Genomic DNA, 23,448 nt, shown 5'->3' with positions numbered 1-23,448 from the left:
TTGGTCTTCGCCGTGGGTCGGCCGGGGCGGTCGCGCCTGGACTCAACCCAGGGGCTGAGAGGGGTCGGCCCCTGGGTTGACCGGGAGTTCACCGCAAGCACACCCGCGCCTCGCCCGGCACAGGAGCCGGTGGCTGTCCGACAGGAATCGGACAAAACTCAAGGGGAACCGGGCACGGGTTGATCGGCATGTAGGAACACGTGAGGCTTTACGGGGGCGGTTTCCGCGCCGGGCCCAGGCCCGCGGCCGGGTTCCAGGTGGCGTTCGCGCCGCCGGCCCGTACCGCGCGGACCGGGACGACCACCCGGACGCGGTGCCCCCTGCGGGCCGGTGGAGGGAACCAAGTTCGGGGGACTGCACAAGATGACACGTGTGCTCGTCGTCGACGACCAAGTACTCGTCCGGAGCGGCCTGTCGGCCCTCTTACGCGCCACGCCCGACCTGGAGGTGTGCGGGGAGGCGGCGACCGGTGAGGAGGCGGTCGAACTGGCCGCCGGGCGGCGGCCGGACGTGATCCTGATGGACATCCGGCTCCCGGGCCTCGACGGGGTCGCGGCGACCGAGCGGATCCTCGCCGCCTCGGGCGAGCCCAAGCCGCGCATCATCATGCTGACCACGTTCGACCTCGACGAGCTGGTGTACGCCGCGCTGCGGGTGGGCGCGAGCGGTTTTCTGCTCAAGGAGACGCGGCCGGAGCGGCTGTTCACCGCCATCCGCGCCATCGCGGACGGCGAGATGCTCTTCGCGCCGACGGTCACCCGGCGGCTCATCGACACCTATCTGCGCTGCCCGTCGCCCGACGTGGCCGGTGCCGGACCCCTGACGTCGCTGACCAACCGCGAGCGGGACGTGCTGAGTCTGGTCGGGCAGGGGCTGTCCAATCCGGAGATTGCCGACCGGCTCACGGTGACCATCGCCACGGTGAAGACGCATCTGAACCGGATGATGGCGAAGCTGGACCTCAGCAGCCGGGCCCAGGCGGTGGCGGTGGCCTACGAGACCGGTCTGGTCCACACCCGCCGCTGAGCGGTGACGCGTGCCCGGCCATTCCGGTGGTTTCGCCTCCAGGCCGGTGTCAAGGGATCGGGCCATGGTTACCGAGAGCTGCATGACCACTGCGCGACGTCTTCCGCCTCTCCGTACCATGGCCCTGACCTGTTGCCTGGGCAGTTCCGTCCTGCTGATGGCCGCCTGCGGCACCGACTCGACACATTCGAGCGTCGCCGAGGCCGCCCCGACGAGCCCCACCGCCATGTCCCCCACCGCCACCTCGCCGGCCTCCCCCACCGCGTCGCTGAACGAGGACCAGGCACACCGCAGGGACCTCATCACCAAGACGCACGTGAGCTGGGAGAAGGCCGCCGCCACCGCGGGGAAGGAGGTGCCCGGGGGCAAGCTCGTCGATCTCGACCTGAAGACCGCTTCCGGCGGCGCGACCACCTCGCCGGGCACGACCAGCCCCGGCACGGCCAGTCCTGGTACAGCCAGCCCCGGTACAGCCAGTCCCGGCACCGGCAGCCCGAGTCCGGCCCCCTCCGCGGGCGCCCCCGAGTGGGAGGCGAAGGTCGCCGCCGCCGACGGGACGGTGCACCGGGTCGACGTCGACGCGGTCAGCGGAAGCGTCTTCGGCAGCCGCACGGAACCGGACCAGGACGCCGACGACAAGCGCAAGGTCGCCGACCGGTTGCACAAGGCCACCCAGACGTCGGCCCAGGCCGTGAAGACGGCCACGGACAAGACCAAGGGCACCGTCACCGGCATCAGCCTCGACGAGAACGACCACCGCCTCGTCTGGTCCGTCGACGTGGTCACGACCGACAACTGGAACAAGAGGACCTTCGACGTCGACGCGGCCAGCGGCAAGATCGTGCTCGAACACGTCGACCACGACTGAGCTCGGCATCGCGCGCGCCTTCGGTCGTCCCTCGCGCCTTCGGTCATACGGGACCGATCGGGGTACTCGTCGGCAGAACCGGCAGGGGTCCCGACCGAGGGTGCCGCGCCGGGTACGGCGCGGGAAAGCGAGGCGGCGATGAAGTGCGACGAGTTCCTGGGGCAGTCGCTGACCGACGCCAAGCGGGAGCGGGCGGAGAGCTTCGGTGTCGAGGAGTTCTACCACCGGGTGGCGGAGCGTACGGGTGCGCACCCGCGGACCGCCCAGTGGGACGCCGGCGCCGTACTGACGACCGTCGCCGACGCCGTCTCCGGCGGCGAACTCAACCAGGTCGTCGGCCGGCTCCCGTCCGGCTACGCCACCCTGTTCGGCAAGGCGGACCTCGCGGATTGAGCGGGAACGATGGAACTGGTCGAGGAGCGTCCCCACCGTTTCCGCATCGAACGGCACGGGGACATGCGGGTGCCCGGGGTGGTGTTCGCCTCGCGGGAGCTGCTCGCCGACGCCGAGCAGTCGCTGCAGCAGGTCGTGAACGTGGCCACCCTGCCGGGGATCGTCGGCGCCTCGTACGCGATGCCCGACATCCACTGGGGCTACGGCTTCCCCATCGGCGGTGTGGCGGCGACCGCGGTGGACGAGGGCGGCGTGGTCTCGCCCGGCGGGGTCGGCTTCGACATCTCCTGCGGGGTGCGGCTGCTGGCCGCCGGCTGCGAACGCAAGGAGTTCGAGCGGTCGCTGCCCGCGGTGATGGACGCCCTGGACCGGGCGATCCCCCGGGGCGCGGGACCCGGCTGTGTGTGGCGGCTGGCCGGCCCCGAGCAGATGGAGCGGATCCTGCGCGGCGGTTCACGGTACGCGGTGGAGCAGGGCCACGGGGAGGAGCGCGACCTCATCCGGTGCGAGGACCGCGGGGCGGTCGCCGACGCCGATGTGACGCAGGTCGGCGAGCGGGCGCGGGAGCGCGGCCTCGGGCAGGTGGGCAGTCTGGGGTCGGCGAACCACTTCCTGGAGGTGCAACAGGTCGCCGAGGTGTACGACGAGAAGGCGGCGGCGGCCTTCGGGATCGCCCGCGACCAGGTGTGCGTGATGATCCACTGCGGCTCCCGCGGCCTCGGTCACCAGATCTGCACCGATCACGTCAAGGCGATGGACCGGGCCATGGCCCGGTACGGCATCTCCGTACCCGACCGGCAACTGGCCTGCACGCCCGTGGAGTCGCCCGAGGGACAGGCCTATCTCGGGGCGATGGCCGCGGCCGCGAACTACGGCCGGGCCAACCGCCAGTTGCTGTCCGACGCGGCCCGCACCATCTTCCGGCGCAGCGCGGGCACCTCGCTCTCGCTCGTGTACGACGTGTCGCACAACCTCGCCAAGATCGAGAGCCACACGGTCGACGGGGTACGGCGCCGGCTGTGCGTCCACCGCAAGGGCGCCACCCGCGCATTCCCGCCCGGCCACCCCGACCTGCCCGAGGATCTGCGCGCGGCGGGGCAGCCGGTGCTGATCCCCGGCACCATGGGCACCGCCTCGTACGTGCTGGCGGGCGTGCCCGGCGGGGACGCGTTCGCCTCCACCTGCCATGGCGCGGGCCGTACGCTGAGCCGCCATCAGGCCGCCCGCACGATCAGCGGCAGGCAGCTGCGGGCGCGGCTGGAGCACGAGGGCATCGCGGTGCGGCCGCGCTCGCTGCGCAGTCTGGCGGAGGAGACGCCCGAGGCGTACAAGGACGTCGGCGTGGTGGTCGCGGTGAGCGAGGCGGCGGGGCTGTGCCGCACGGTGGCGCGCCTGGTGCCGCTGGGCGTCGTCAAGGGCTGAAGCCCCGCCCTGCCCCTTCGAGCCCCCCGGTTCAGGCGCTGCGGCTCAGGCCCCCGGTTCAGGCGTCGACGGTCACCGCGCAGGACCAGCCGTAGGAATCGGGGCCGATGTGCATTCCGTGCCACGAGACGCCCTTCGGCGCGGCGCCGATGATCTCCACGTCCGCGAGCGGGGCCATCGCCAGATGGACGTCGAGTCCGTCGTCGACCTCGGCGGCCGCCACGTCGACCGGTATCCGGCCCTGCACCTCGAGCCGGTAGATCACTTCGTCCAGCAGCGCCGCGAGCAGATCCTCGTCGCTGCCCTCGGCCAGCCGTACGTGCTCCACGGCGGCGGGCCGCACCCCGGACACGTCGGCGAAGCAGTCCACCATCGCCAGCGCCGCCTCCGTCAGACAGCGCTCCCGGCTCGTGGCCCAGGCCTCGAGGCGCACATCGGCGGTGTGCGGCACGGCCCGGTGGCCGTTCTCGCCCTGCCGCCGCGCTTCCCTGTCGTCACCCGTGTCGCCGACCATGCTCACCGGGTGCCCGTTCGGCGGCGGCTCATCGCGGTCACCGCCCCTGTTCCACGCACTCCTTGAAATGCTCCAGATCGCCGCGGACCGTCCGCTCGATCGCGCTGGCCTGGGCGAAGCCCTTCGGTCCGCCCAGGGTCTCCCTGACGGTGTCGGGGTCGTACTCCAGCCGTGCCTGGATGCGGGTGTGGTTGTCGTCGATGGGCTGAAGGGTGAAGGAGCCCATGAGGTCGGGAGCGCCAGTGGTGTGCCACTCCATCACACGTTCCGCCGCGCGGTCGGACAGTTCGGCCTCGATCTCCCGGGACCGGCCACTGGCCTCGATGTCGAGGCGCGCCCGGCCGCCCGACTCCGTGCGGGCTTCGCGGACTCCGGCCACGAAGCGCGGATAGTTCTCGACCCGGTGCAGGCCGTCCCAGGCCTCGTCGATCGGAACTCCGACGTCCACGTGTTCTTCGAGGGTGCTCATGGCCGGCCTCCACGTACGACTGGTGTGCGTACAGCTTCTGCTTCCAGTGTGCGCCCGTGCCGGCCGACGGCGGTCGCCGTCGTCGTCCAAAGCGGCGGTGGCAGGGCGGAGCGACGATGGAAGGGAGGGGTGGAGCGATGGCACGCATACGCGTCGAGGGTGACGATCTGGTCGTCCGTCCGGCGCTGTGGGAGAAGGCGGCGGCCCGTCATGGGAACGTGCGGGTGCCGCTGACCGCGGTGTGCCGTGTGACGGTCGAGACCGACTGGTGGCGCACGGTGCGCGGAAGCCAGCGGCGTGGCACCTGCGTGCCCGGCCTGATGTGCATCGGCACCCGCGCCCATCAGGGCGGGGAGGACTTCGTCGCGGTACGGCCCGGGAGGCCCCTGGTGTGTGTCGAGCTCCGGCCCTCCGCCCCGCTGCGTCTGCTCGTCGTCGCCGCGCGCACCGCGTCCCAGGCCGAGGCGCTGGCACGCGCGGTGCGCCGGGCCGCCCCGAGGATCGACGAGTCCACGCCCTGGCGGCAGCCGCTGCCCGTGCCGCCGGAATCCGCGGATCCCGGCGGGTGACGGGCGCAGCCGGATCCACCGCCCTCACCGCCCCTTCGGGCCGCCGGTGTCCGGCGTGTCCGGCACCGCGTGGAGCACGCCGTCGGGATCGGGTACGACGGCCGTGCCGGGGCTGGTCCGGGCGAGGATGGCCGCCATCCACGTCCGGTCCTCCTCGGCGGCGGGCTCCAGCCGCATCCTGCGGGCCTGCAGCGTCGTCATGCGCAGGTCCCGCAGCCGGCCCGTCTCCGCCTCCAGCGAGACGAGGTAGGCCAGACGCAGGTCGTCGCGGTACTGCTCGTAGCCGGTGATGCCCTCGTAGTCGTCGATGAAGTCGCCGCAGCCGTACAGGATCAGCCGGTCGCGATAGACCTCGACGGCGCGCGGGTGGTGCGAGGAGTGCCCGTGGACGACGTCCACCCCGCCGTCGACCAGGGTGTGCGCGAAGCGGATCTGCTCCCGGGGGATGTGGTGGCCCCAGTTCGACCCCCAGTGCACGGAGACCACCGCGATGTCGCCGGGCCGCCTGAACTCCCGGACCCGTCCGGCCGCCGCGGCGGCGGCCCGCTCCGTCGGCTCCGCGACGTAGGCGACGCCCGCCTGGTCGGCCGTGGCCGCCCAGCTCGGCGGTATGCCGCTGGACATCGTCCCGAGGGCGAACACCAGCAGGCGGGCGCCGTCCGCCACGGGGCACACGGCGGGCGCGTACGCCTCCTCGGTGTTGCGGCCCGCGCCCGCCGACCGCAGTCCGGCGGCGCGCAGGACGTCGAGGGTCTCCAGGAGACCGGCGCGGCCGAAGTCCAGCACGTGGTTGTTGGCCAGCACGCAGACGTCGGGCCGGGCCACCGTCAGGGCGGGCAGGTTGGCCGGGTTCATCCGGTAGTGGACCGCCTTGCCGGGGGCGAAGGCGTCACTGCAGGTCACGGCCGTCTCCAGGTTCACGATCCGTGCGTCCGGTGCGGCCTCCCGGAGCACCGTCAGTGCCTCGCCCCACGGCCAGGCGGGCGCGACCGGCGCGGGGATCGGGCCGCAGGCCGCCTCCGCCAGTTCGACATAGGCCCGCGCGTCCCGTATCCAGTCCTCGCGCAGGGCCGGATCGCCGGGGTGCTCCAGGATCTGGTCGACCCCGCGGCCCAGCATCACGTCACCGCACAGGAACAGCGTCACCGCGCCCCGCCGCGCGGCCACCGGCTGCGCCGCTTCCACCATGATCGCCTCCTTGGGGACCGAGGACGCGAACGGGTCCGGACGGGGTTCGGACGCGGTTCGGACGGGTTCGAACGAGCTCCGGACGGGTTCGAACGGCGAGTTCCCGCTACGAGGGGCGGGTACCCGGCATGGCCGGGTCGGTCAGGGGGGCAGGATCACGGGGGCCGCGCGGGTCGGCCGGGCGGTGCGGCAGAGGGGTGGAATCGGGCCATGCGGAGTGCGGCCACGGCGTTGGTGGTGCAGAACAGCGCGTACGGCGGGCCTGGTCGGTGGGCGCACTGGCTGGCCGAGGGCGGGGTCGGCATGGAGGTGGTGCGGGCGGACGCCGGGGAGGCCCTGCCCGAGCGGCTGGAGCACGGCGCGCTGATCGTGCTGGGCGGCGCCTTTCTGCCGGACGACGACGACCGGGCGCCGTGGCTTGCGGGGGCTCGGGCCCTGATGGCACAGGCACTTCAAAGGGGCGTGCCGGTCTTCGGGATCTGCCTCGGCGGGCAGATGCTCGCACAGGTGGCGGGCGGGAAGGTGGCGGGCGAGCACGGCGAACCGGAGTTCGGGAGCACGGCGCTGACGCTGCGGCCGGAAGCGGCGGACGACCCCCTGTTCGGCGGGCTGCCGCAACGGCCGACGGCGATCGAGCACCATGTGGACGCGATCGTACGGCTGCCCGAGGGGGCGCGGTGGCTGGCCCGCAGCGAGCGGTGTCCGTATCAGGCGTTCCGGGTCGGCGAGGCGGCGTGGGGCGTCCAGTTCCACCCCGAGGCGGAACCGGAGCGCATCGCGCGGTGGTCCGCGGCCCGGCTGGAGCGCCACGGGCTGGACCGGGCGGAGCTGCACCGCGTCGCGGTGCGTGCGGACCCGGCCGCCGTACCGGTCTGGCGGGAGGTGGCGCTGCGGTTCGCGGCGCTGGTGCACGGCCGCGGTGCGCCGCAGGGCGTCGCGCCGGCGTGAGGATCCGCGTGGCACCCGGCCGGTCGCGCGGCCCGCGTCGCCGTCGGCCGGCTCCGGTGTAGGAGCGGCGCACCGGGTACTCGCCCGGTGCCGGGACACGGGTGTTCCCAGCCGGACCGTACGCACCACACGCTGGGAAAGGAGACGCGCCTCATGCGGCACGACGAGATGATCGGAAAGGTGCAGGCGCTCGCTCAGCTGCCGGACCGGGGATCGGCCGAGCGGGCGACGCGGGCCGTGCTGAGCACGCTCGCCGAACGGCTGCCGTCCGGGCTCGCGGACCACGTGGCCGCCCAGCTTCCGCACGAACTGGCCGCCCCCATGCGGGAGGTGACGCAGTCGGCCGCCGGTGGGGGCACGCACGCCTCAGGTGAGCGGTTCGACCTCACCGTGTTCGCCGGGAGGATCGCCGGGCGCGCGGGTACGGACGAGGACGCGGCCGTACGCGAGGCCGCCGCGGTGCTGGAGGTGCTCGACGCCGCCCTCGCCCCGGAGCTGACCGAGAAGGTCGGCGGGGCGCTGCCGGCGGACATCCGGGAACTCCTGCCCGTCGGCCGCGCCACGGAGGAATAGGGTCCTGCGGTCAGGTGATCTTGATCGAGTCGAGGTGGGCGAAGACGACCAGGTTGTCCTCGTAGTCCTGTTTGCTGCGGTCGAAGGTGCCACCGCAGGTGATCAGGCGCAGTTCGGGGGTCGGCGTGTCGGTGTAGACCAGATCGTCGGGGAAGTCGGCCTTGCTGAATTTCTCCGCGCGGTCGACCTTGAAGCGTGCGACGACGCCGTCGGTGCGCGTGATGCTCACCGGATCGCCCGGCTCCAGCGACGCCAGGTCGACGAAGACCGCGGGACCGGTCTTGGTGTCCACGTGACCCACGACGATCGCCGCCCCGCGCTCACCGGGTGAGGCCCCGCCCTGGAACCAGCCGACCAGGTTCTTGTCGTCGGCGGGTGGCGGGCTCAGGTGCTTGGAGGCGTCGAGGGACAGCTTGGTGAAGGGCGCGTCGACGCCGATCTCGGGGATGGAGATGCGTACCGGTGTCGACCGGGGCAGCCCCTTGTCGAGGGCGCCGGCGGCGGGCGTGGTCGGTGTGGAGGGGCGGAGGGCCGTGGACGGTGCGGACGGTGCGGACGGCGTGGGAATCGCGATGGTCGCGGGAGGCGTGGACGGCGGCGCTGACGGGGCCGCCTGCGAGGCGACGGCCGCGGGGCGGGGCTGCTGCCTGGCCTCGCTGACCGGGCTGCCCAGGGAGTGCTGAATGAGCATCAATCCCAGCCCGACCGCTGCCACAGGCCACAGCAGACGGAGCCGGCCGCGCCGCGGGGCGGACCCGGTCCCGCACTGCCCCCTCCGAGACGGATGCTGAGAGGCCATGGACGGTGCCTTTCGTCAAAAGCGGAGCTGATCGTGCGCGCCGGGGAGAGCGCCGCTTCCGCGGCCTGCGCGTTCCTCGCGGGACGTGACGCAGGCCGCGACAGCGGGGTGACGCTCAGGAACTTCAGGCCGCGGAGGCGCCCGATGCCCGGCGGCGGCGCAGCATGTACACGCCCGCTCCGAGGCCGCCGAGCACCAACGCGGCCCCCGCACCCAGTTCCAGCGCGGTGTCCGAGTTGTCCGAGGACCGCGCGAGGCCGCCACCACCGGCGTGGACACCACCGTGCGGCTTGTCGCCACGACCGCCGCGGTCACCGCCACGGCCACCGTCGTCACCGCCGTGGTCACTGTCGTCACCACGGCCGTAGTCACCACGGCCACCGTCGTCACCACGACCGCCGTCGTCACCGCCGCGGCCACCCTCGTCATCACGGCCACCGTCGTCACCGCGGCCGCCGCCGTGGTCGGTGCCCTTCAGCGCCAGGGCCCCGCCACCGGCGTGCACGCCACCGTGCGGCTTGTCGCCACGACCGCCACGGCCACCGCCACGGCCACCGTCGTCACCGCCGTGGTCACTGTCGTCACCACGGCCGTAGTCACCACGGCCACCGTCGTCACCACGACCGCCGTCGTCACCGCCGCGGCCACCCTCGTCATCACGGCCACCGTCGTCACCGCGGCCGCCGCCGTGGTCGGTGCCCTTCAGCGCCAGGGCCCCGCCACCGGCGTGCACGCCACCGTGCGGCTTGTCGCCACGACCGCCACGGCCACCGTCGTCACCGCCGTGGTCACTGTCGTCACCACGGCCGTAGTCACCACGGCCACCGTCGTCACCACCGCGGCCACCCTCGTCACCACGGCCACCGTCGTCGCTGCGGCCGCCGTCGTCGGAGCCGCCACCGTAGGAGGTGCTGCTGACGGGGGTGTGGCCGGGGGACTGGCCGAGCGCCGTCAGCTCCACGGCGCCGGCGACCGGAGCGGAGACCGCTACGGCCGTGGCGATCGCCGCGGAGACGAACAAAGTACGGGTCATGCGCATGGGTAGTCCTTCCGTCGCGACTGCGAGAGTCGGCACGACGCCCACTCAGTCGGCATCACAGGTGCGACGTGATCACCTTCAGCGCAATGACCGATACGCACCATTGGAGCGTCGCATTCGGACTACTGACGGTCCCTCCCTTCATCCGGGCGAGGGAACCCGAGCACCGACGGGGAACCGGTGACAGGTCCAGGTCACAGGCCGTGGTGCCACCACCCCGCCCCGTCCGGCAGCGGACGGTCGGGGCTCGTCCGGGCGACTGCCGGCCGGGACGACGACCGGTGATGCGTCGCCATGCGGGGGTGGTGGAAGGAGAGTTCGCACCGGGCAGTTGGGCAGCGAGCCTCCTGCGGTTCGGGCCTGACACAGGTTCACGCCTTCGGGTTGCTGTTGCGGCGCTCGCCGGTGTGGGCCGTCCGAACCGGGTAGTGACGGTTCTCGTGATGCGTACTGTCCTCTCCGGTCCGTGGGTGCTCGCCGTGTACATGGCCGACCGGGTGAAGGAGAGCGACCTGGCGGCGGCGCGGGCGCAGATGGGTTTCTCGCTCGCCTGGCACATCGTCGTGGCCTGTCTCGGCGTCGGGCTGCCGGCCCTGACGCTGCTCGCCGAGTGGTACGGCATCCGCACCGGCGATCCGGCGCACCGGCTGCTGGCGCGTCACTGGGCGCGCGCCATGGGCGTGCTGTTCGCGGTGGGCGCCGTGTCGGGGACCATCCTCAGCTTCGAGATGGGCCTGTTGTGGCCGGGGCTGATGGGCAGGTTCGGCCAGGTCATCGGACTGCCGTTCGCGCTGGAGGGCATCGCCTTCTTCGTCGAGGCGGTCTTCCTCGGGATCTATCTCTACGCCTGGGACCGGTTGCCGCCCCGCCGTCATCTGCTCACCGGCATTCCGATCGTGGTCGCGGGCACCCTGTCGGCGTTCTTCGTCGTGTGCGCCAACGCCTGGATGAACCAGCCGCGCGGCTTCACCCTGCGCGACGGCAAGGTGGTGCACGTCGACCCCTGGGCGGCGATGCTCAACCCGGCGAGCCCACCGCAGACCGTGCACATGATCCTGGCCGCGTTCATGGTGGCGTCCTTCCTGACCGCCTCGGTGTACGCGGTGGCCATGCTGCGCGGGCGGCGCGACGCCTACCACCGGGCCGGCTTCCTCATTCCGTTCACGCTCGGTGTCGTGGTGACACCCTTTCAGGTGTATGTGGGCGACTGGGCGGCACGGTTTCTGTCGCACTACCAGCCGGCCAAGCTCGCCGCGATCGAGGGCGTGTACCGCACCGGCCCGCACGTCCCGCTGACGATCGGCGGCGTCGCGGGCGACCACGGCCTCGAGTACGGCCTGGAGATCCCCGACGGCCTGTCGCTGCTGGTCGGCTACAGCCCCGGCACGGTCGTCCAGGGCCTGGACCGCGTGCCGGCGGCCCAGCGGCCCCCGGTCACCGCGGTGCACTGGGCGTTCGACCTGATGGTGACCGTCGGCTTCTTCCTGCTGGCGATGGGTGTGTGGCTGCTGTGGCTGTGGTGGCGCCGTCGGCGCACCGGTGGCGAGCTGTCCATGCCTCGCCTCTTCCTGGCGCCGGCGGCCGTGGCAGGACCGGCGTCGGTGGTGGCGCTGGAGTGCGGCTGGAGCGTGACCGAGTTGGGCCGGCAGCCGTGGATCGTGTGGGGGGTGATGAGCGTGCGGGACGCGGTCAACCCGGCTCCCGGGCTCATGGGCGGACTGTGGCTGGTGCTGGTGGTGTACGCGGCAATGACCGTCGCCACGGTGTACGTCCTGCGGCGGATGACACGGGGCACACCGGTGCCGCGCGCCCCGCAGGAGGAGGACGTCGCGCGGTATCCGGTGGTGTGATCCCTCTCGTGACCCCTCGTGACCCCTCTCGTGCCGTCGTACGAGCCCTTGGAGGTGACCGTGCTCGCGGATGCGGCGCTCGCCGTGATGTGGGTGGGCCTGACGTGCTATGCCCTGTTCGGCGGGGCCGACTTCGGCGCGGGCGTCTGGGATCTGGTGGCCGGCGGCGCCGAGCAGGGCCGGGGCCGGCGCCGACTCATCGAGCACAGCATCGGACCGGTGTGGGAGGCCAACCACGTGTGGCTGATCTTCGTGGTGGTGATGCTGTGGTCGGCGTTCTCCCCCGTGTTCGCCGCGGTGATGTCCACGCTGTACATCCCGCTGACGCTGGCGGCGCTGGGCATCATCGCCCGGGGTGCCGCCTTCGCCTTCCGCAAGGCCAGTACCGAGCTGTGGCAGCAGCGGCTGTTCGGGGCGTGCTTCGCGCTGTCGTCGCTGCTCACACCGTTCTTCCTGGGCGCGGTGGCGGGCGGCGTCGCCTCCGGCCGCGTCCCGCCGGGCCTCGCCGCGGGCGACGTGGTCACCAGCTGGCTCAATCCCACGTCGCTGCTCGGCGGGGTGCTGGCCGTGGTGACCTGCGCGCATCTGGCGGCGGTCTACCTGTGCGCCGACGCGAGCCGCGCGGGGCGGCCGGAGCTGGCCTCCGCCTTCGCCCGTGACGCCGTGGTCACCGGCGCGGGGGCGGGCATGGTGGCCCTCGCGGGCATCGCGGTGCTCGCCGCGGACGCACCCGTGCTGTTCCACGGACTGACCCATCGTGCGCTGCCGCTGGTCGTGCTCAGCGCGGCGGCCGGTGTCTCCGGCATCGGCCTGCTGACCCGCCGGCGCTATGTGGCGGCCCGTGCGGCGGCGGCTCTGGCGGTGGCCGCCATCCTGTGGGCGTGGGGCGCGGCCCAGTACCCGGCCATGCTGGTGGGCAGCACCACGGTGTCCCAGGCCGCGGCGACCTCCTCCGTCCTGTGGGCGGTCCTGGTGTCCCTGGGGGTGGGCGCGGTGGTGCTCGTGCCGTCGCTGTGGCTGCTGTACGCCACCTTCCAGCGCGAGGCGCCGGAGCGGTCCTCGCCGGGGTGAGCCCGACTACCCGCCGCCGTCGGCCGATGCAGGTGTGGGGCGGACGGCGAGGACGGCGATGTCGTCGGTGTTGTCGGCACCGAGGCCGATCAGGAGCTCGTCGCAGAAGGTGTCGAGGGGTTCGCGTGCCAGGTCGGCGGTGTACCGGCGCAGCCGGGTCAGCGCATGGCCGAGGGGTTCGCCGCGCCGCTCGATGAGGCCGTCGGTGTACAGCAGCAGCGTCGAGTGGGCCGGCAGGGAGTCGACGGCCGTACGGCGGGGCATGTCGGGGTCCATGCCGAGCAGCAGGCCCGCGCCCTGCTCCAGATAGCGGGTGTCGCCTTCCGCGGTGGTGAGCAGGGGCGGCAGATGACCGGCGGCGGAGTGACTCAGCTCCCAGGGGCGGTGCGCGGAACCCTTGACGAGGCCGTAGATGCAGGTGGCGGTGGCCTCCCGGTGGAGGCTGTGGTTCGCCAGGTCCAGGCGGCGCAGCACCATGTCGGGCGGCTCCTGGCGGTCGACGGCGATGCCGCGGAGCATGCTGCGCAGCTGGCTCATGGCGATGGCCGCGTCGAGGTTGTGCCCGGTGACGTCGCCGATGACCACGGCGGTGTCGCCACCGGGGAGGACAAAGCTGTCGTACCAGTCGCCGCCGACCTGCGCGGCGGTCGAGGACGCGGCGTAGCGCGCGGCCAGTTGCAGGTGCTCGACGTCCGGGAGCACGGGCAGCAGGGAGCGCTGGAGGCGCTGGGCGATGTTGCGGGTCTCCAGGTACAGACGCGTGTTGGACACGCCCAGGGCGAGGTTGTGCACCACGTCGTCGATGAGGGACAGGTCCTCTTCGGTGAACGGCTGCCGTCCGCGGGCACGGGCCACGGTCAGAGCGCCGAAGTTCTCGCGGCGGGCCCGCATGGGGGCGACGACGGCGCTGCCGGCGCCGAGGTGCCGGAACAGCTGCCGGTAGTGGACGTCGAGCGCGCTGTCGGCCCGGCTGGGCGGTGGTGCCTCCGTCAGCAGCAGCGGTCCGGCGCCGCGCAGCACCCGGGCCAGCGGGCCGCGGGAGGCCTCGGAGAGCGGCGGGAGCCTGCCCTCGTACGGCGTGGGGCGCGGCCCCGGTGGATCGCGGTGGACGACACAGACCCTGTTCACCTGGCCGTACTCGGTGAACATGTCGACCACGAACCAGTCGGCCAGCCGGCGCGTGACGAGCCGGCCGACGCGTGCCAGCGCGTCGGCCAGCTCCAGGGTGTTGCTCAACTCGGCTCCGGTGTCCGCGAGGAGCGTGAGCCGTTCCATCGCCGACATGTCCCCTCCGGTGTCGGCCGCCTTCCTGGCGCGCTCGCCGGCGGCCGGCACAGGGGCCACGACGGGCTCGTGGTCCACCCGGCTCTCCACGCCGGGTGGGCTCGGCATGTCGTCGCTCGTGTCCGCACGGGGGACGAGCTGGGCGACGAAGACGCTGCGTCCGTCGGCCATCTCCTGGTTCTGGATGAGCAGCCGGACGGGAACCGTACGGCCGTCGCGGTGGAGCGCCGGGAGCGGCACGGAGCGGCCCATGATGCGGCTCTGCCCGGTGAGCAGCAGCGAGCCGAACGCCGCGAGGTGACGACGCCTCAGGTGCTCCGGGATGAGTGTGGTCAGCGGGCGCCCGACGAGGTCGTCCGCCTCCCAGCCCAGCATCTCCGCCGCCGGTCCGTTGGCCGCGATGATGCGGTTGCCCTCGTCGGCCGCGATGGTCGGCACCCTGCTGACCCGCAGGTGGCCGGCGTCCCACGGCACCAGTTCCGAGGGGCTGACGTCCGGTTCGCGGGGCAGCACGGTCCAGGCGGTGGGGCGGCCGCCGGTCAACTGGTCGGTGATCTGGTCGAACAGCCACTCCTGAAAGGCGCGGCTGCGCGGCAGAGCCGGCAGGGTGAGGAGGCGTTCCTCCCGTGCGGCGTCCTCGGCCAGGTCCAGGACGCGGCGCAGGGTGAGTACCGCGGGGGCCGCGTCGGCGGGCAGCGCCAGGGACAGGGCGCGGAGGTCCACGTCGGGCAGCGGCTCCTCGAGCGCGGCAGACACACAGGCGCTGAGCACGTTGTTGATGTCGTTGGCGGTGACGAGGTCCTGAGACGGCACACCGACGTCGGCACCGGCGGACGCGGCGAGGGTGAGTTCGCGCAGCAGTGTGTGCCGGTACTGCTGGGAGGCCGCGTACAGGGCGCTGGGCACATCGACGAGCGTCACCGTCCCCTGGGTGGCGCAGGGCGGGAGATGGGCTGCCCATCCGGGTGACGGCGGTGGCGGTCCGCCGGCCCAGAGCTCGAACCACACCGTCTTCTGCCGGTCGTCGGCGTGCACACCATGGCGCGACGCCATGTGCTCCACCAGGGCCAGGCCCTGTCCGGTGCCGGCGTACGGCGGGCAGTCCTGCGGTACGAGTCCGCGGCTGGGACGCTCGTCATCGACCTGCACGCGAACCCTGCCGCCGTGGACGCGCACGCCCACCTCGACCTGGGTGCGCGCATGCAGTACCGCGTTCGTCACCAGCTCGCTGACCAGGAGCTGAGCGGTGTGGACCAGGTCGGAGGGGGCGTCGGAGAGTGCCTCCGCCACGAACCGCCGAGCCGCGGCCGCGCTCGCGGGTGCCTGCGGAAAGCGCCGTGAGACAGCATCCGAATGACCTGCGTCGCCCATGTCACCAGTGTGCCTCGGCGGGCCCGCCGCGCGGCGGGCTGCCACGCCCGCCATCGGGTCGGCGGCGCGGCTGTGCGCCGGCCGGGTGAGGCCGCCACGAGCTGCCGCGGCGGCCGCGCGGGGAGGTCCGGTGACGAGGTGGCGCGGCAAGGGAGTTGACCGGGCACGGCACATCCGACACCACCGTGCGTCCATCTTCCGTACTATCGCTGGAAAACGGCTTGCAGCAGTAACCGCCGCCGCTGGTGCGGCACCAGGCGAACACGCACATGTGTTTGGCACCGCACACGTCCTGGCCTCTGCGCGCGAGCCGCCGAACCCGGAAGGGGTTATGAGGAACATGTCGCAGATCGACACGGCGGCCTCCGGCCTGACATCGCAGTACGCCGCCCAGGTCGCCGGTGACCTCGAGAACAATCTGAAGGAACAGGAACGCATCAGCGGGGAGATCGCCGCCCTGCAGGAGCAGTTGGCCGCCCTCCAGCAGGACCACGCCGTCCTGGTGAACGTCCAGCAGGCGCTGGGGGTGGCCGCGGCGCCCCGGACGCCCGCCGCCGAACCGGCCGCCGTGGCCGTGCCCGCCCCGCGCAAGAAGACGGCCACGGCCACCGGTGCGGGTCGCGGCAAGCGGACGCAGGCGAAGAAGTCCACCACGCCGGCCCGGAAGGTGTCCGCCAAGAAGGCCCCGGCCGGCAAGGCCGACGCCAAGGCCAAGGGCAAGGCCGAGGACGGGACGGCGGGCTCGGCTCCGGCGCGGCCCACGCTCGTCGAGATCGTCCGCGCCCACCTGGCCGCGCAGAGCGAACCGCGTTCCGCGGCCGAGATCGCCACCGAGCTGGACCGGCAGCACCCCGAGCGCACGGTCAAGACGACCGTCGTGCGCACCACGCTCGAGGGGCTCGTGGCCAAGAACCAGGCTCAGCGCACCAAGCAGGGCACGTCCGTCTTCTACACGACGGCCGAGCCGAGCGAGCCCGCGGCGGCAGCCGAGCCGAGCGAGGAGCAGCAGCCGGCCTGAACCGGGCGTCGTCGAGGGGCCGTGTGCCACCGCTGTGCTGATGGACGGCCACCGCCGAAAGCGGTGCCGTCCATCAGCGGTGTGCCGGTCTCCCGCCGGATCGTGGGTCGGCGTGACACCGGATCGTGTGCCGGCGTCACACCGGATCGTGTGCCGGGTGTCACCGGATCCGGTGACACGCCGGGTACCCGCGGCTCATGAGGGGTCGCCGGTTCGCCGATGCGGGAGTCAGGGAGCGATCGGCGGCCGGCGCTTGTGCTCGGTGAGCCGGTAGCGGCGGGCGATGGCCTCGAAGGCCGCCTCGCCTACGGGCTCGCCCTCCAGGAAGTCGTCGATGTCGTCGTAGGTGACGCCGAGCGCGTCCTCGTCGGGCCTGCCCGGGTTCAGGGTCTCCAGGTCCGCGGTCGGGGTCTTCAGGACCAGCGCGGAGGGGGCGCCCAGGGCCTGTGCCACGGCCCGCACCCGCCGCTTGGTGAGGCCGGTGAGCGGAACCACGTCGGCGGCGCCGTCACCGAACTTGGTGAAGAAGCCGGAGACCGCCTCGGCGGCGTGGTCGGTGCCCACGACCAGGCCGTCGTGCGCGCCCGCGACCGCGTACTGGGCGATCATGCGCTGCCGGGCCTTGATGTTGCCGTGCACGAAGTCCTGGTGGTGCGCGTCGCGGAACTCCGTTCCGCCGGCCAGCGCCGCCTGGAGCGCGGCGTCGCTCGCGGGCTTCACATCGACGGTCAGGACCCGGTCGGGCCGGATGAACTCCAGCGCCAGTTGCGCGTCCTTCTCGTCGGCCTGGTCGCCGTAGGGGAGCCGCATCGCGAAGAACACCGCTTCCCGCCCTTCGGCACGGACCCGTTCGACCGCGAGCTGACACAGCCGGCCCGCGGTCAGGGAGTCCACTCCCCCGCTGATGCCCAGCACCAACGAGCGCAGGCCCGTCGAGGTCAGCTGCCCGGCGAGGAAGGCCACCCGGCGCTCGATCTCCTCCCGCGCGTCGAAGGACGCGCTCACCTGGAGATCCCGGGCGATCTCCTGTTGCAGGGACATGGTCGCCAGGTCGGTCACGCTTGCTCCTCGGTCGGGCCCCTGGGCACGGTCGGCACGCGCCGCCCGGCCGGGACCGCGGACGCGTGCGGGGGACGGCAGCACTCTAGAGGACGGCCGGGAAGTGCCGATCGGGGCGTGCGACGTGGCTGCGCGGAACCGGGCCGCTCCCGGCATGCCCGCCGGCCGCTGCCCGGCATGGCGGACCTCACACAGAAACTAGTTCAGCGTTCAACCAATAGGGAGTACTGTCTCCAGTGCCCGAACCGGGACAACCACCATGATTCGTCCACTCCACCGCCGGACGGCCGAGATCGTGGGACCGTCAAGGAGGAATGACCATGACACACAAGATCGCACGTCGGGCCGCCGTCGCCGTCGTCTCCGCGGCGGTCGCCGTGGCAGGGCTGATCGCCACGGGAGGCACCGCCTCCGCCGCGACACTTCCGGGCAGTGGACAGTCCGGCCTCGTCAGGGTCGCGGACGGTCATGACGAGGACGCCCGTCAGCAGTGGGTCATGGGCCAGATCCAGTGGGCCGCGGACGGACATGACCAGGACGCCCGTCAGCAGTGGGTCATCGGCCAGATCCAGTGGGCCGCGGACGGACACGACCAGGACGCCCGTCTCCAGTGGGTCATCGGCCAGATCCAGTGGGCCGCGGAACACGGCCTGTCGGCATGACCCGGGTGAGGGCGAGCAGAGCCATGTCGTCGGTGACCCGGCCGCGGGTGTGCCGGCGGACATCGGCGACGACGGCGGCCAGGAGCGCGTCCGGGCTCCGGGGGACCTGTCCGCAGAGCCGGTCGGCGGGGTCGTAGAAGGTCCCGCTCGGGTCCCGGGCCTCGGTCAGCCCGTCGGTGTACAGCAGCAGGCTGGCTCCCGGCGGGAAGGACACGGTGTCGGTGCGGCCGGGATCCGCGGCCAGCATGGCCAGGCCCAGCGGCAGGGCGGGCCGGGCGGGCTCCAGGGTGCGCACCGTGCCCTCGGCGAGCAGCAGCGGCGCCGGGTGCCCGCGGTTGATCAGACGCACCCGGTCACCCGGCCGGGGGATCTCGGCCAGTACGGCGGTGGTGAAGTCCTCGACCTGGTCGATTCCGTCCCGCAGCGCGGATTCCCGGAGCAGTGACTGGTCGATCCGTGCGGCGAGCCCGGTCAGCGTGGGTTCGTGCTGGGCCGCCTCCCGGAAGGCACCCAGGACGACGGTGACCGCCTCGACCGCGCCCATTCCCTTGCCGCGTACGTCACCGATCAGGCAGCGCACCCCGTAGGGGGTGTCCTGCACCGCGTACAGGTCGCCGCCGAGCTGCGCATCGGCCTGGGCGGCCTCGTAGCGGGCGGCGACGCGCAGCGTCCCGATGCGTGGCGGGGGCTGCGGCAGCACGGCGTGCTGCACCGCGGCGGCGACGCTGCGCACCGACTGCAACCGCATCTCCCGGTGGTGGAGCAGAAGGTTGAGGAGCACGGCGATGACGGCCATGACGGCGACCGTGATCCACTCGCTGTAGGCGCCCGGGTCCCGCAGAGCGCCGAAGTGCGCGATCACGGCCAGGTCGGCGGCGCACGCGGCCAGCCCGACGAGCACGGTCCCGGACAGCGACAGCAGCGGGGCGGCGACCACCGGAGCGGCCGAGAAGCATGCCGCGGCGCTGACACCGCGTGGTGTCTCCAGGTCGAGAACGACGCCGCCGACGAGCAGCAGCAGGGGAAGCAGCAGGACGCCGCCCTTCCGCAGGGCTCGCGGGGGACGGCGATCGTCAGGCCGTGTCACATGCCGCTCCCGCCGTCGTGTGGGCACCCCCCACCCACCACACTTGCGGACATCGGCCGCGGTCTGCCAGCCGGACGCGTGACACGGGTGGTCCGGGCGCGTCCCCGGGCCGCTGAACGGCCGGGGGGACGGAGCAGGTCCGCAGGACAGGAGCGGCGCCGTGTCCCAGACTCGTCCCCGAGAGCGGATGATCCCCGTCGTGCCGGCCCCACGGGAGGCAACAGCGTGCCCGACGTCCCGTTGTGGCTGTGGACGGCGTTCGCCGCGGCCGTTGTCGTGTCGCTGGCGGTGGACCTGCTGGCGCACCGCGACACCCATGTCATCGGCTTCCGGGAAGCCGTGGTGTGGAGCGTGGTCTGGGCCGGTCTCGCGCTGGTCTTCGCCGCAGTGGTGTTCGCCGTGCTCGGTGCGACGGCGGGGGTCCAGTACACCACCGCGTGGCTGCTGGAGAAGAGCCTGTCGGTCGACAACCTGTTCGTCTTCGCCCTGATCTTCGGGTACTTCAAGGTGCCCCGCGCCTACCAGCACCGGGTGTTGTTCCTCGGCGTCATCGGCGCGCTGGTGTTCCGCGGGATCTTCCTGGCCGCGGGTGTCGCGGTGGTCACCCGCTTCTCCGCGGTGCTGTTCCTCTTCGCCGCGATCCTGCTCTACAGCGTCTACAAGATCCTGCGCGGTCAGGACGAGGGCTTCGACCCCGGGCGGAGTCTCACGGTGCGGATACTGCGCGGGGTCGTCCCGGTCCGGGAGGAGTACTGCGGGGCGAGGTTCCTCGTCGAGGAGGGGGGCAGGCGTGTCGCCACACCGCTGCTGGCGGTGGTCGCCGCGATCGAGGCGGCCGACCTGGTCTTCGCCGTGGACAGTGTCCCGGCGGTGCTGGCGGTCAGCGACAACGCCTTCATCGTCTACAGCAGCAACGCCTTCGCCGTCCTCGGTCTGCGCGCGCTGTACTTCATGCTGGCCGGGATGCTGGACCGCTTCCACCACCTGAGCAAGGGCCTGGCCGTCATCCTGGCCTTCATCGCCGTGAAGCTGATTCTCCAGGCCGCGCACAAGACGATCCACAGCGCTGTTCCGGAGATCCCCTCCCTGGTGAGCCTCGCGGTCGTCATCGCCGTCCTGGCCGTGTCCGTCGTATGGAGCCTGCTGCGCCCACCGAGCCCGGCCGCCGGTGAGGCCGGCGCCGAAAGGCCCGAGGAGCAGCCCGCCGGGCGGCGAACGCCCGGTGAGCGAACCGACCGCGCGTCCGACGACCCCCGCGACGGCGACAGCCCGCCGTAGGCCGTCGCGCCGCGGCGTGCGGTCGCGTCGGATACGGATCTGTATCCCATGCAGTGCTGTATCGTGAAGCAGTTCGCAGGGGTGTAGGTCACCCGGGGGAAGTCCAGGGACGGGAAGGAGCGCCGTGCCGAAGGGGCCCACCAAACGCCGTCCGCAGACCACCGCGCGGTTGCTGGCGGCCGCGCAGGAGACGTTCGCCGAGCGCGGCTTCTACGGCTCCTCCATCGAGGTGATCTGCGAACGCGCGGGGCTCACGCGCGGCGCGTTCTACTCCAACTTCCGCACCAAGGAAGAGCTGTTCTTCGCGCTGTTCGACCTGCACGCGCAGCGCGTCGTCGACCGGCTGACCGCCGCGGTCGACGAACTGGACGCCGCCGAGGACCCGGTACGGGCGGTGCTCCGCCGTATGAGCGCGCTCGACGAGGCCGAGCGCCGGTGGTACCTGCTGTCGACCGAGTTCACCCTGCATGCCATCAGGCACCCGGCCACGGCACGCACCCTGGCCGAGCACGACCGGCGCCTGCGGGAGGAGATCGTCCGTCTCCTCGGCCGGCTCTTCGACCGCCTCGGCCGCAGGCCCACCGTCGACCTGGACTCCCTCGCCCGCCTCACGACGGCCGTCCACGAGGGCTCCCTGGCCCAGAGCCTGGTCGAACCGGACCGGCTCGCCCCGGAAGAGCTTGCGGTCACCTATCTGCCGCTGCTCGTCGAGGCCGTCTCCGAGCCCGCCGCCACCGGCCGGCGCACCCGGTCCTGACGACGCTCGCCGTCCGGCGGGCGACACGCGGCCGCCCGCCGGACGGGTCGTCACCTCGGGCGGGGCCAGGGAGTGTCTTTCCGGTCAGGCCGGATCAGGGAGCGGTGGCCGGCGGTGGGGGTACCCCCCACGCCGTTCAGGCAGTGGGGGAGCATCACGAGGCGGAGGAGGGAGTCGATGCGGAGCATCGGCGACCGACGACAACGCGGCGAGGTGCGGCACCGGCCACCGCGAGCCCGGCATGATCGGCGAGACACCCCCTAGGCGAGTTTGCGGGCGAGGCCGCCGTGTTCGCCGATGGGCTGCGGGGCGGGGCCGGTGGGGTCCGGGCGCCAGAAGGGGACCGAGACGACGCCGGGGTCCACGAGTTCCAGGCCGTCGAAGTACGCGGTGATCTGGTCCACGGTGCGCAGGATGTACGGGACGGCACCGCTGTCGTTGTAGGCGTCCTGGGCCTGTTCGAAGACCGGGTCGACGCCCCGCGAGCCGTCGTTGACGGAGAGGTAGCTGCCGGGCGGCAGTGCGTCCATCAGCCGGGTGACGATGGAGCGCGCCTGGTCGTAGTCGGCGACGTGGCCCAGGATGTTGCTCAGGATGAGCGCGGTGGGACGGGTGAAGTCCAGCGTCTCGGCGGCGGCCGCCAGGATGCGGTCCGGGTCCAGTACGTCGGCGTCGACGTAGGAGGTCGCGCCCTCCGGGGTGGAGTAGAGCAGGGCCCGGGCGTGCGCCAGGACCATGGGGTCGTTGTCGACGTAGACGATCCGGGTCTCGGGGGCGATGCGCTGGGCGACCTCATGGGTGTTGTCGGCCGTCGGCAGGCCCGTGCCCACGTCCAGGAACTGCCGGATGCCCGCCTCGGCGACCAGATACGTGATGTTGCGCCGCAGGAAGGCGCGGCTGCTGCGGGCGATGGTGACGATGCCGGGGAAGACGGCGGTGTACGCGTCGCCGGCCTCCTCGTCGACGGGGTAGTTGTCCTTCCCGCCCAGCCAGTAGTTCCAGATCCGGGCCGAGTGCGGCACCGAAGTGTCGATCTTCTGATGCGCCGCGGTCCCGGGCGTGGTCGCGGGGTCGGTCATGGCCACCGTCCGTCGTGAGTCGATGCGTGGATCATTCACCGCACAACCTATCGTTCCAACATCCCGGCGGCGCACACCACTTCATCATTCCGGTCCCAGTTGTCACACTCACGCACGGGTATTCTCACCGCAGTTCTGATCGGGAGGTTCGTGTGCATCGCAAGATCCGACGGTCCGCTGGTCGCACCCTGATCGCCGCCGCCCTGACCGCCGCGGCGCTCGGCGCGGTCTCGTCCCCCGTCGCCTCGGCGGCCGAGCCGGCCGGCGCGGGATCCGCCGCACCGCCCCTGCCGCTGCGGGTGGCCACCTACAACATCCATGCCGGAGCCGGCGAGGACGGCGTCTTCGACCTGGACCGCACCGCCGGGGCGATCCGGGATCTCCACGCGGACGTGATCGGCCTCGAGGAGGTCGACGTGCACTGGGGCGCCCGCAGCGACTTCACCGACGAGGCCCAGGAGCTGGCCGAACGGCTGCACATGCGGGCCTACTTCGCCCCGATCTACGACCTCCCGCCCGCGTCCGAGGGCGAGCCGCGGCGCCAGTACGGCGTGGCGGTCCTGAGCCGCTACCCGGTGATCGCCGCCGAGAACCACGAGATCACCCGGCTGTCCACCCAGGTTCCCGACCCGGTGCCGGCCCCCGCACCGGGCTTCGCCGAGGTGACGGTCCAGGTGCGGGGCACGTTCGTGCACGTCTACGCGACCCATCTGGACTACCGCTCGGACCCCTCGGTCCGGCGGGCCCAGGTGGACGACATGCTGGGCATCCTCGCCGAGGACCGCGGGCCCAAGGTCCTCGTCGGTGACTTCAACGCCGAGCCCGACGCGCCGGAACTCGCGAAGCTGTGGGGCCCGTTGGCCGACGCCGCCCCGCGGGACGGCAAGACCTATCCGGCGATCGACCCGGTCAAGCGCATCGACCTCGTGACGGTCTCCCCCGATGTCACCGTCACCGGTGCGCACATCGCCGAGACCGCGGCGTCGGACCACCGTCCGGTGGTCGCCGACCTCCTGCTCCACCGCCGCGGCCGCTGACCCCGGCTCCCGCCCTCGCCATGGCCGGCAGGGCCGCGGTTCGAGCGCCGCGCGCCGCGCGGTGCGCGGTGCGCGGTGCGCGGTGCG

General features: G+C 72.6%; 23 protein-coding genes. 15 read left to right on the top strand and 8 right to left on the bottom strand.

The genetic code is table 11. The annotated features are described in order from the left end of the window. Nucleotides 1-363 precede the first annotated feature (363 nt). The 4 genes from R2S09_RS35370 to R2S09_RS35355 all read left to right on the top strand — a co-directional run bounded on the left by R2S09_RS35370 (nucleotide 364) and on the right by R2S09_RS35355 (nucleotide 3,709). Nucleotides 364-1,026: a response regulator transcription factor gene (locus tag R2S09_RS35370; protein WP_306192296.1), complete on the top strand. Its 663-nt coding sequence runs from the start codon at nucleotides 364-366 to the stop codon at nucleotides 1,024-1,026. A gap of 118 nt (nucleotides 1,027-1,144) precedes the next feature. Next, nucleotides 1,145-1,894 carry a PepSY domain-containing protein gene (locus tag R2S09_RS35365; protein ID WP_316745389.1) on the top strand — a complete coding sequence of 250 codons (750 nt, stop codon included), beginning with the start codon at nucleotides 1,145-1,147 and terminating at the stop codon, nucleotides 1,892-1,894. 45 nt (nucleotides 1,895-1,939) lie between these two features. Further along, nucleotides 1,940-2,287, top strand: coding sequence for a DUF2267 domain-containing protein (locus R2S09_RS35360; RefSeq protein ID WP_372337831.1), 348 nt, complete (start codon nucleotides 1,940-1,942; stop codon nucleotides 2,285-2,287). A gap of 9 nt (nucleotides 2,288-2,296) precedes the next feature. Then, nucleotides 2,297-3,709, top strand: coding sequence for an RtcB family protein (locus R2S09_RS35355; protein ID WP_316745388.1), 1,413 nt, complete (start codon nucleotides 2,297-2,299; stop codon nucleotides 3,707-3,709). A 58-nt stretch (nucleotides 3,710-3,767) separates the two neighbouring features. On the opposite strand, the gene R2S09_RS35350 is transcribed toward R2S09_RS35355, so the two are convergent. Next, nucleotides 3,768-4,223 (bottom strand): archease, encoded by a 456-nt coding sequence (locus R2S09_RS35350; RefSeq protein ID WP_189901812.1) that lies wholly within the window; start codon nucleotides 4,221-4,223, stop codon nucleotides 3,768-3,770. A 37-nt stretch (nucleotides 4,224-4,260) separates the two neighbouring features. Then, complete coding sequence (locus tag R2S09_RS35345) at nucleotides 4,261-4,692, bottom strand: SRPBCC family protein (protein ID WP_306192301.1); 432 nt, start codon at nucleotides 4,690-4,692, stop codon at nucleotides 4,261-4,263. Between the two features lie 137 nt (nucleotides 4,693-4,829). On the opposite strand from R2S09_RS35345, the gene R2S09_RS35340 reads away from it, so the two are divergent. Then, nucleotides 4,830-5,261, top strand: coding sequence for a hypothetical protein (locus R2S09_RS35340; protein WP_306192302.1), 432 nt, complete (start codon nucleotides 4,830-4,832; stop codon nucleotides 5,259-5,261). A gap of 24 nt (nucleotides 5,262-5,285) precedes the next feature. Here the strand turns inward: R2S09_RS35340 and R2S09_RS35335 are convergent, their stop codons facing one another. After that, nucleotides 5,286-6,449 (bottom strand): CapA family protein, encoded by a 1,164-nt coding sequence (locus tag R2S09_RS35335; RefSeq protein WP_306192304.1) that lies wholly within the window; start codon nucleotides 6,447-6,449, stop codon nucleotides 5,286-5,288. A 210-nt stretch (nucleotides 6,450-6,659) separates the two neighbouring features. Between R2S09_RS35335 and R2S09_RS35330 the strand changes: the two genes are divergently transcribed. Together R2S09_RS35330 and R2S09_RS35325 are read left to right on the top strand one after the other, a co-directional pair. Continuing rightward, on the top strand, nucleotides 6,660-7,397 hold the full coding sequence (locus R2S09_RS35330) for a type 1 glutamine amidotransferase (protein ID WP_306192305.1): 738 nt from the start codon (nucleotides 6,660-6,662) through the stop codon (nucleotides 7,395-7,397). 153 nt (nucleotides 7,398-7,550) lie between these two features. After that, nucleotides 7,551-7,970 carry a DUF2267 domain-containing protein gene (locus tag R2S09_RS35325; protein ID WP_306192306.1) on the top strand — a complete coding sequence of 140 codons (420 nt, stop codon included), beginning with the start codon at nucleotides 7,551-7,553 and terminating at the stop codon, nucleotides 7,968-7,970. Between the two features lie 10 nt (nucleotides 7,971-7,980). On the opposite strand, the gene R2S09_RS35320 is transcribed toward R2S09_RS35325, so the two are convergent. Continuing rightward, the gene (locus R2S09_RS35320) at nucleotides 7,981-8,769 is read right to left on the bottom strand and encodes a class F sortase (protein WP_399145380.1); all 789 of its coding nucleotides are present in this window, start codon (nucleotides 8,767-8,769) and stop codon (nucleotides 7,981-7,983) included. Between the two features lie 271 nt (nucleotides 8,770-9,040). Between R2S09_RS35320 and R2S09_RS35315 the strand changes: the two genes are divergently transcribed. The 3 genes from R2S09_RS35315 (at nucleotide 9,041) to R2S09_RS35305 (ending at nucleotide 12,729) form a co-directional block, all read left to right on the top strand. Beyond that, nucleotides 9,041-9,814, top strand: coding sequence for a hypothetical protein (locus R2S09_RS35315; protein ID WP_316745386.1), 774 nt, complete (start codon nucleotides 9,041-9,043; stop codon nucleotides 9,812-9,814). Nucleotides 9,815-10,251: 437 nt separating this feature from the next. After that, nucleotides 10,252-11,658: a cytochrome ubiquinol oxidase subunit I gene (locus R2S09_RS35310; RefSeq protein WP_372337830.1), complete on the top strand. Its 1,407-nt coding sequence runs from the start codon at nucleotides 10,252-10,254 to the stop codon at nucleotides 11,656-11,658. A 60-nt stretch (nucleotides 11,659-11,718) separates the two neighbouring features. Continuing rightward, entirely contained in the window at nucleotides 11,719-12,729 is a 1,011-nt protein-coding gene (locus R2S09_RS35305) for a cytochrome d ubiquinol oxidase subunit II (protein WP_306192320.1), read from the top strand. Between the two features lie 6 nt (nucleotides 12,730-12,735). Here the strand turns inward: R2S09_RS35305 and R2S09_RS35300 are convergent, their stop codons facing one another. Then, a complete protein-coding gene (locus R2S09_RS35300; RefSeq protein WP_316745385.1) occupies nucleotides 12,736-15,384 on the bottom strand; it encodes a SpoIIE family protein phosphatase in 2,649 nt (882 codons plus the stop codon). Nucleotides 15,385-15,724: 340 nt separating this feature from the next. Between R2S09_RS35300 and R2S09_RS35295 the strand changes: the two genes are divergently transcribed. Beyond that, a complete protein-coding gene (locus R2S09_RS35295; protein WP_316745384.1) occupies nucleotides 15,725-16,402 on the top strand; it encodes a hypothetical protein in 678 nt (225 codons plus the stop codon). A 228-nt stretch (nucleotides 16,403-16,630) separates the two neighbouring features. Here R2S09_RS35295 and nadE read toward each other — a convergent pair whose 3' ends face one another. Beyond that, nucleotides 16,631-17,461, bottom strand: coding sequence for an ammonia-dependent NAD(+) synthetase (nadE, locus tag R2S09_RS35290; protein WP_306192311.1), 831 nt, complete (start codon nucleotides 17,459-17,461; stop codon nucleotides 16,631-16,633). A gap of 320 nt (nucleotides 17,462-17,781) precedes the next feature. Here nadE and R2S09_RS35285 point away from each other — a divergent pair, with 320 nt between their 5' ends. Then, nucleotides 17,782-18,123: a hypothetical protein gene (locus tag R2S09_RS35285; protein ID WP_316745383.1), complete on the top strand. Its 342-nt coding sequence runs from the start codon at nucleotides 17,782-17,784 to the stop codon at nucleotides 18,121-18,123. Here R2S09_RS35285 and R2S09_RS35280 read toward each other — a convergent pair. Further along, nucleotides 18,077-19,210 carry a PP2C family protein-serine/threonine phosphatase gene (locus tag R2S09_RS35280; protein WP_306192313.1) on the bottom strand — a complete coding sequence of 378 codons (1,134 nt, stop codon included), beginning with the start codon at nucleotides 19,208-19,210 and terminating at the stop codon, nucleotides 18,077-18,079. The genes R2S09_RS35285 and R2S09_RS35280 overlap by 47 nt on opposite strands. 225 nt (nucleotides 19,211-19,435) lie before the next feature. Here R2S09_RS35280 and R2S09_RS35275 point away from each other — a divergent pair, with 225 nt between their 5' ends. Further along, nucleotides 19,436-20,488, top strand: coding sequence for a TerC family protein (locus tag R2S09_RS35275; RefSeq protein WP_316745382.1), 1,053 nt, complete (start codon nucleotides 19,436-19,438; stop codon nucleotides 20,486-20,488). 124 nt (nucleotides 20,489-20,612) lie between these two features. Further along, nucleotides 20,613-21,245 carry a TetR/AcrR family transcriptional regulator gene (locus R2S09_RS35270; protein ID WP_316745381.1) on the top strand — a complete coding sequence of 211 codons (633 nt, stop codon included), beginning with the start codon at nucleotides 20,613-20,615 and terminating at the stop codon, nucleotides 21,243-21,245. A 260-nt stretch (nucleotides 21,246-21,505) separates the two neighbouring features. On the opposite strand, the gene R2S09_RS35265 is transcribed toward R2S09_RS35270, so the two are convergent. Continuing rightward, nucleotides 21,506-22,324: an SAM-dependent methyltransferase gene (locus R2S09_RS35265; protein ID WP_306192316.1), complete on the bottom strand. Its 819-nt coding sequence runs from the start codon at nucleotides 22,322-22,324 to the stop codon at nucleotides 21,506-21,508. Between the two features lie 152 nt (nucleotides 22,325-22,476). On the opposite strand from R2S09_RS35265, the gene R2S09_RS35260 reads away from it, so the two are divergent. After that, nucleotides 22,477-23,361: an endonuclease/exonuclease/phosphatase family protein gene (locus R2S09_RS35260; RefSeq protein ID WP_306192317.1), complete on the top strand. Its 885-nt coding sequence runs from the start codon at nucleotides 22,477-22,479 to the stop codon at nucleotides 23,359-23,361. The last annotated feature ends 87 nt before the right edge of the window (nucleotides 23,362-23,448 follow it).

Origin of the sequence: Streptomyces sp. MK7 (assembly GCF_032658145.1) — a bacterium.
GTDB classification, from domain to species: Bacteria; Actinomycetota; Actinomycetes; order Streptomycetales; family Streptomycetaceae; genus Streptomyces; species Streptomyces spiralis.
The sequence above is the reverse complement of the archived record's forward strand: the minus strand, read 5'-3'. Positions and strand labels throughout refer to the sequence as shown.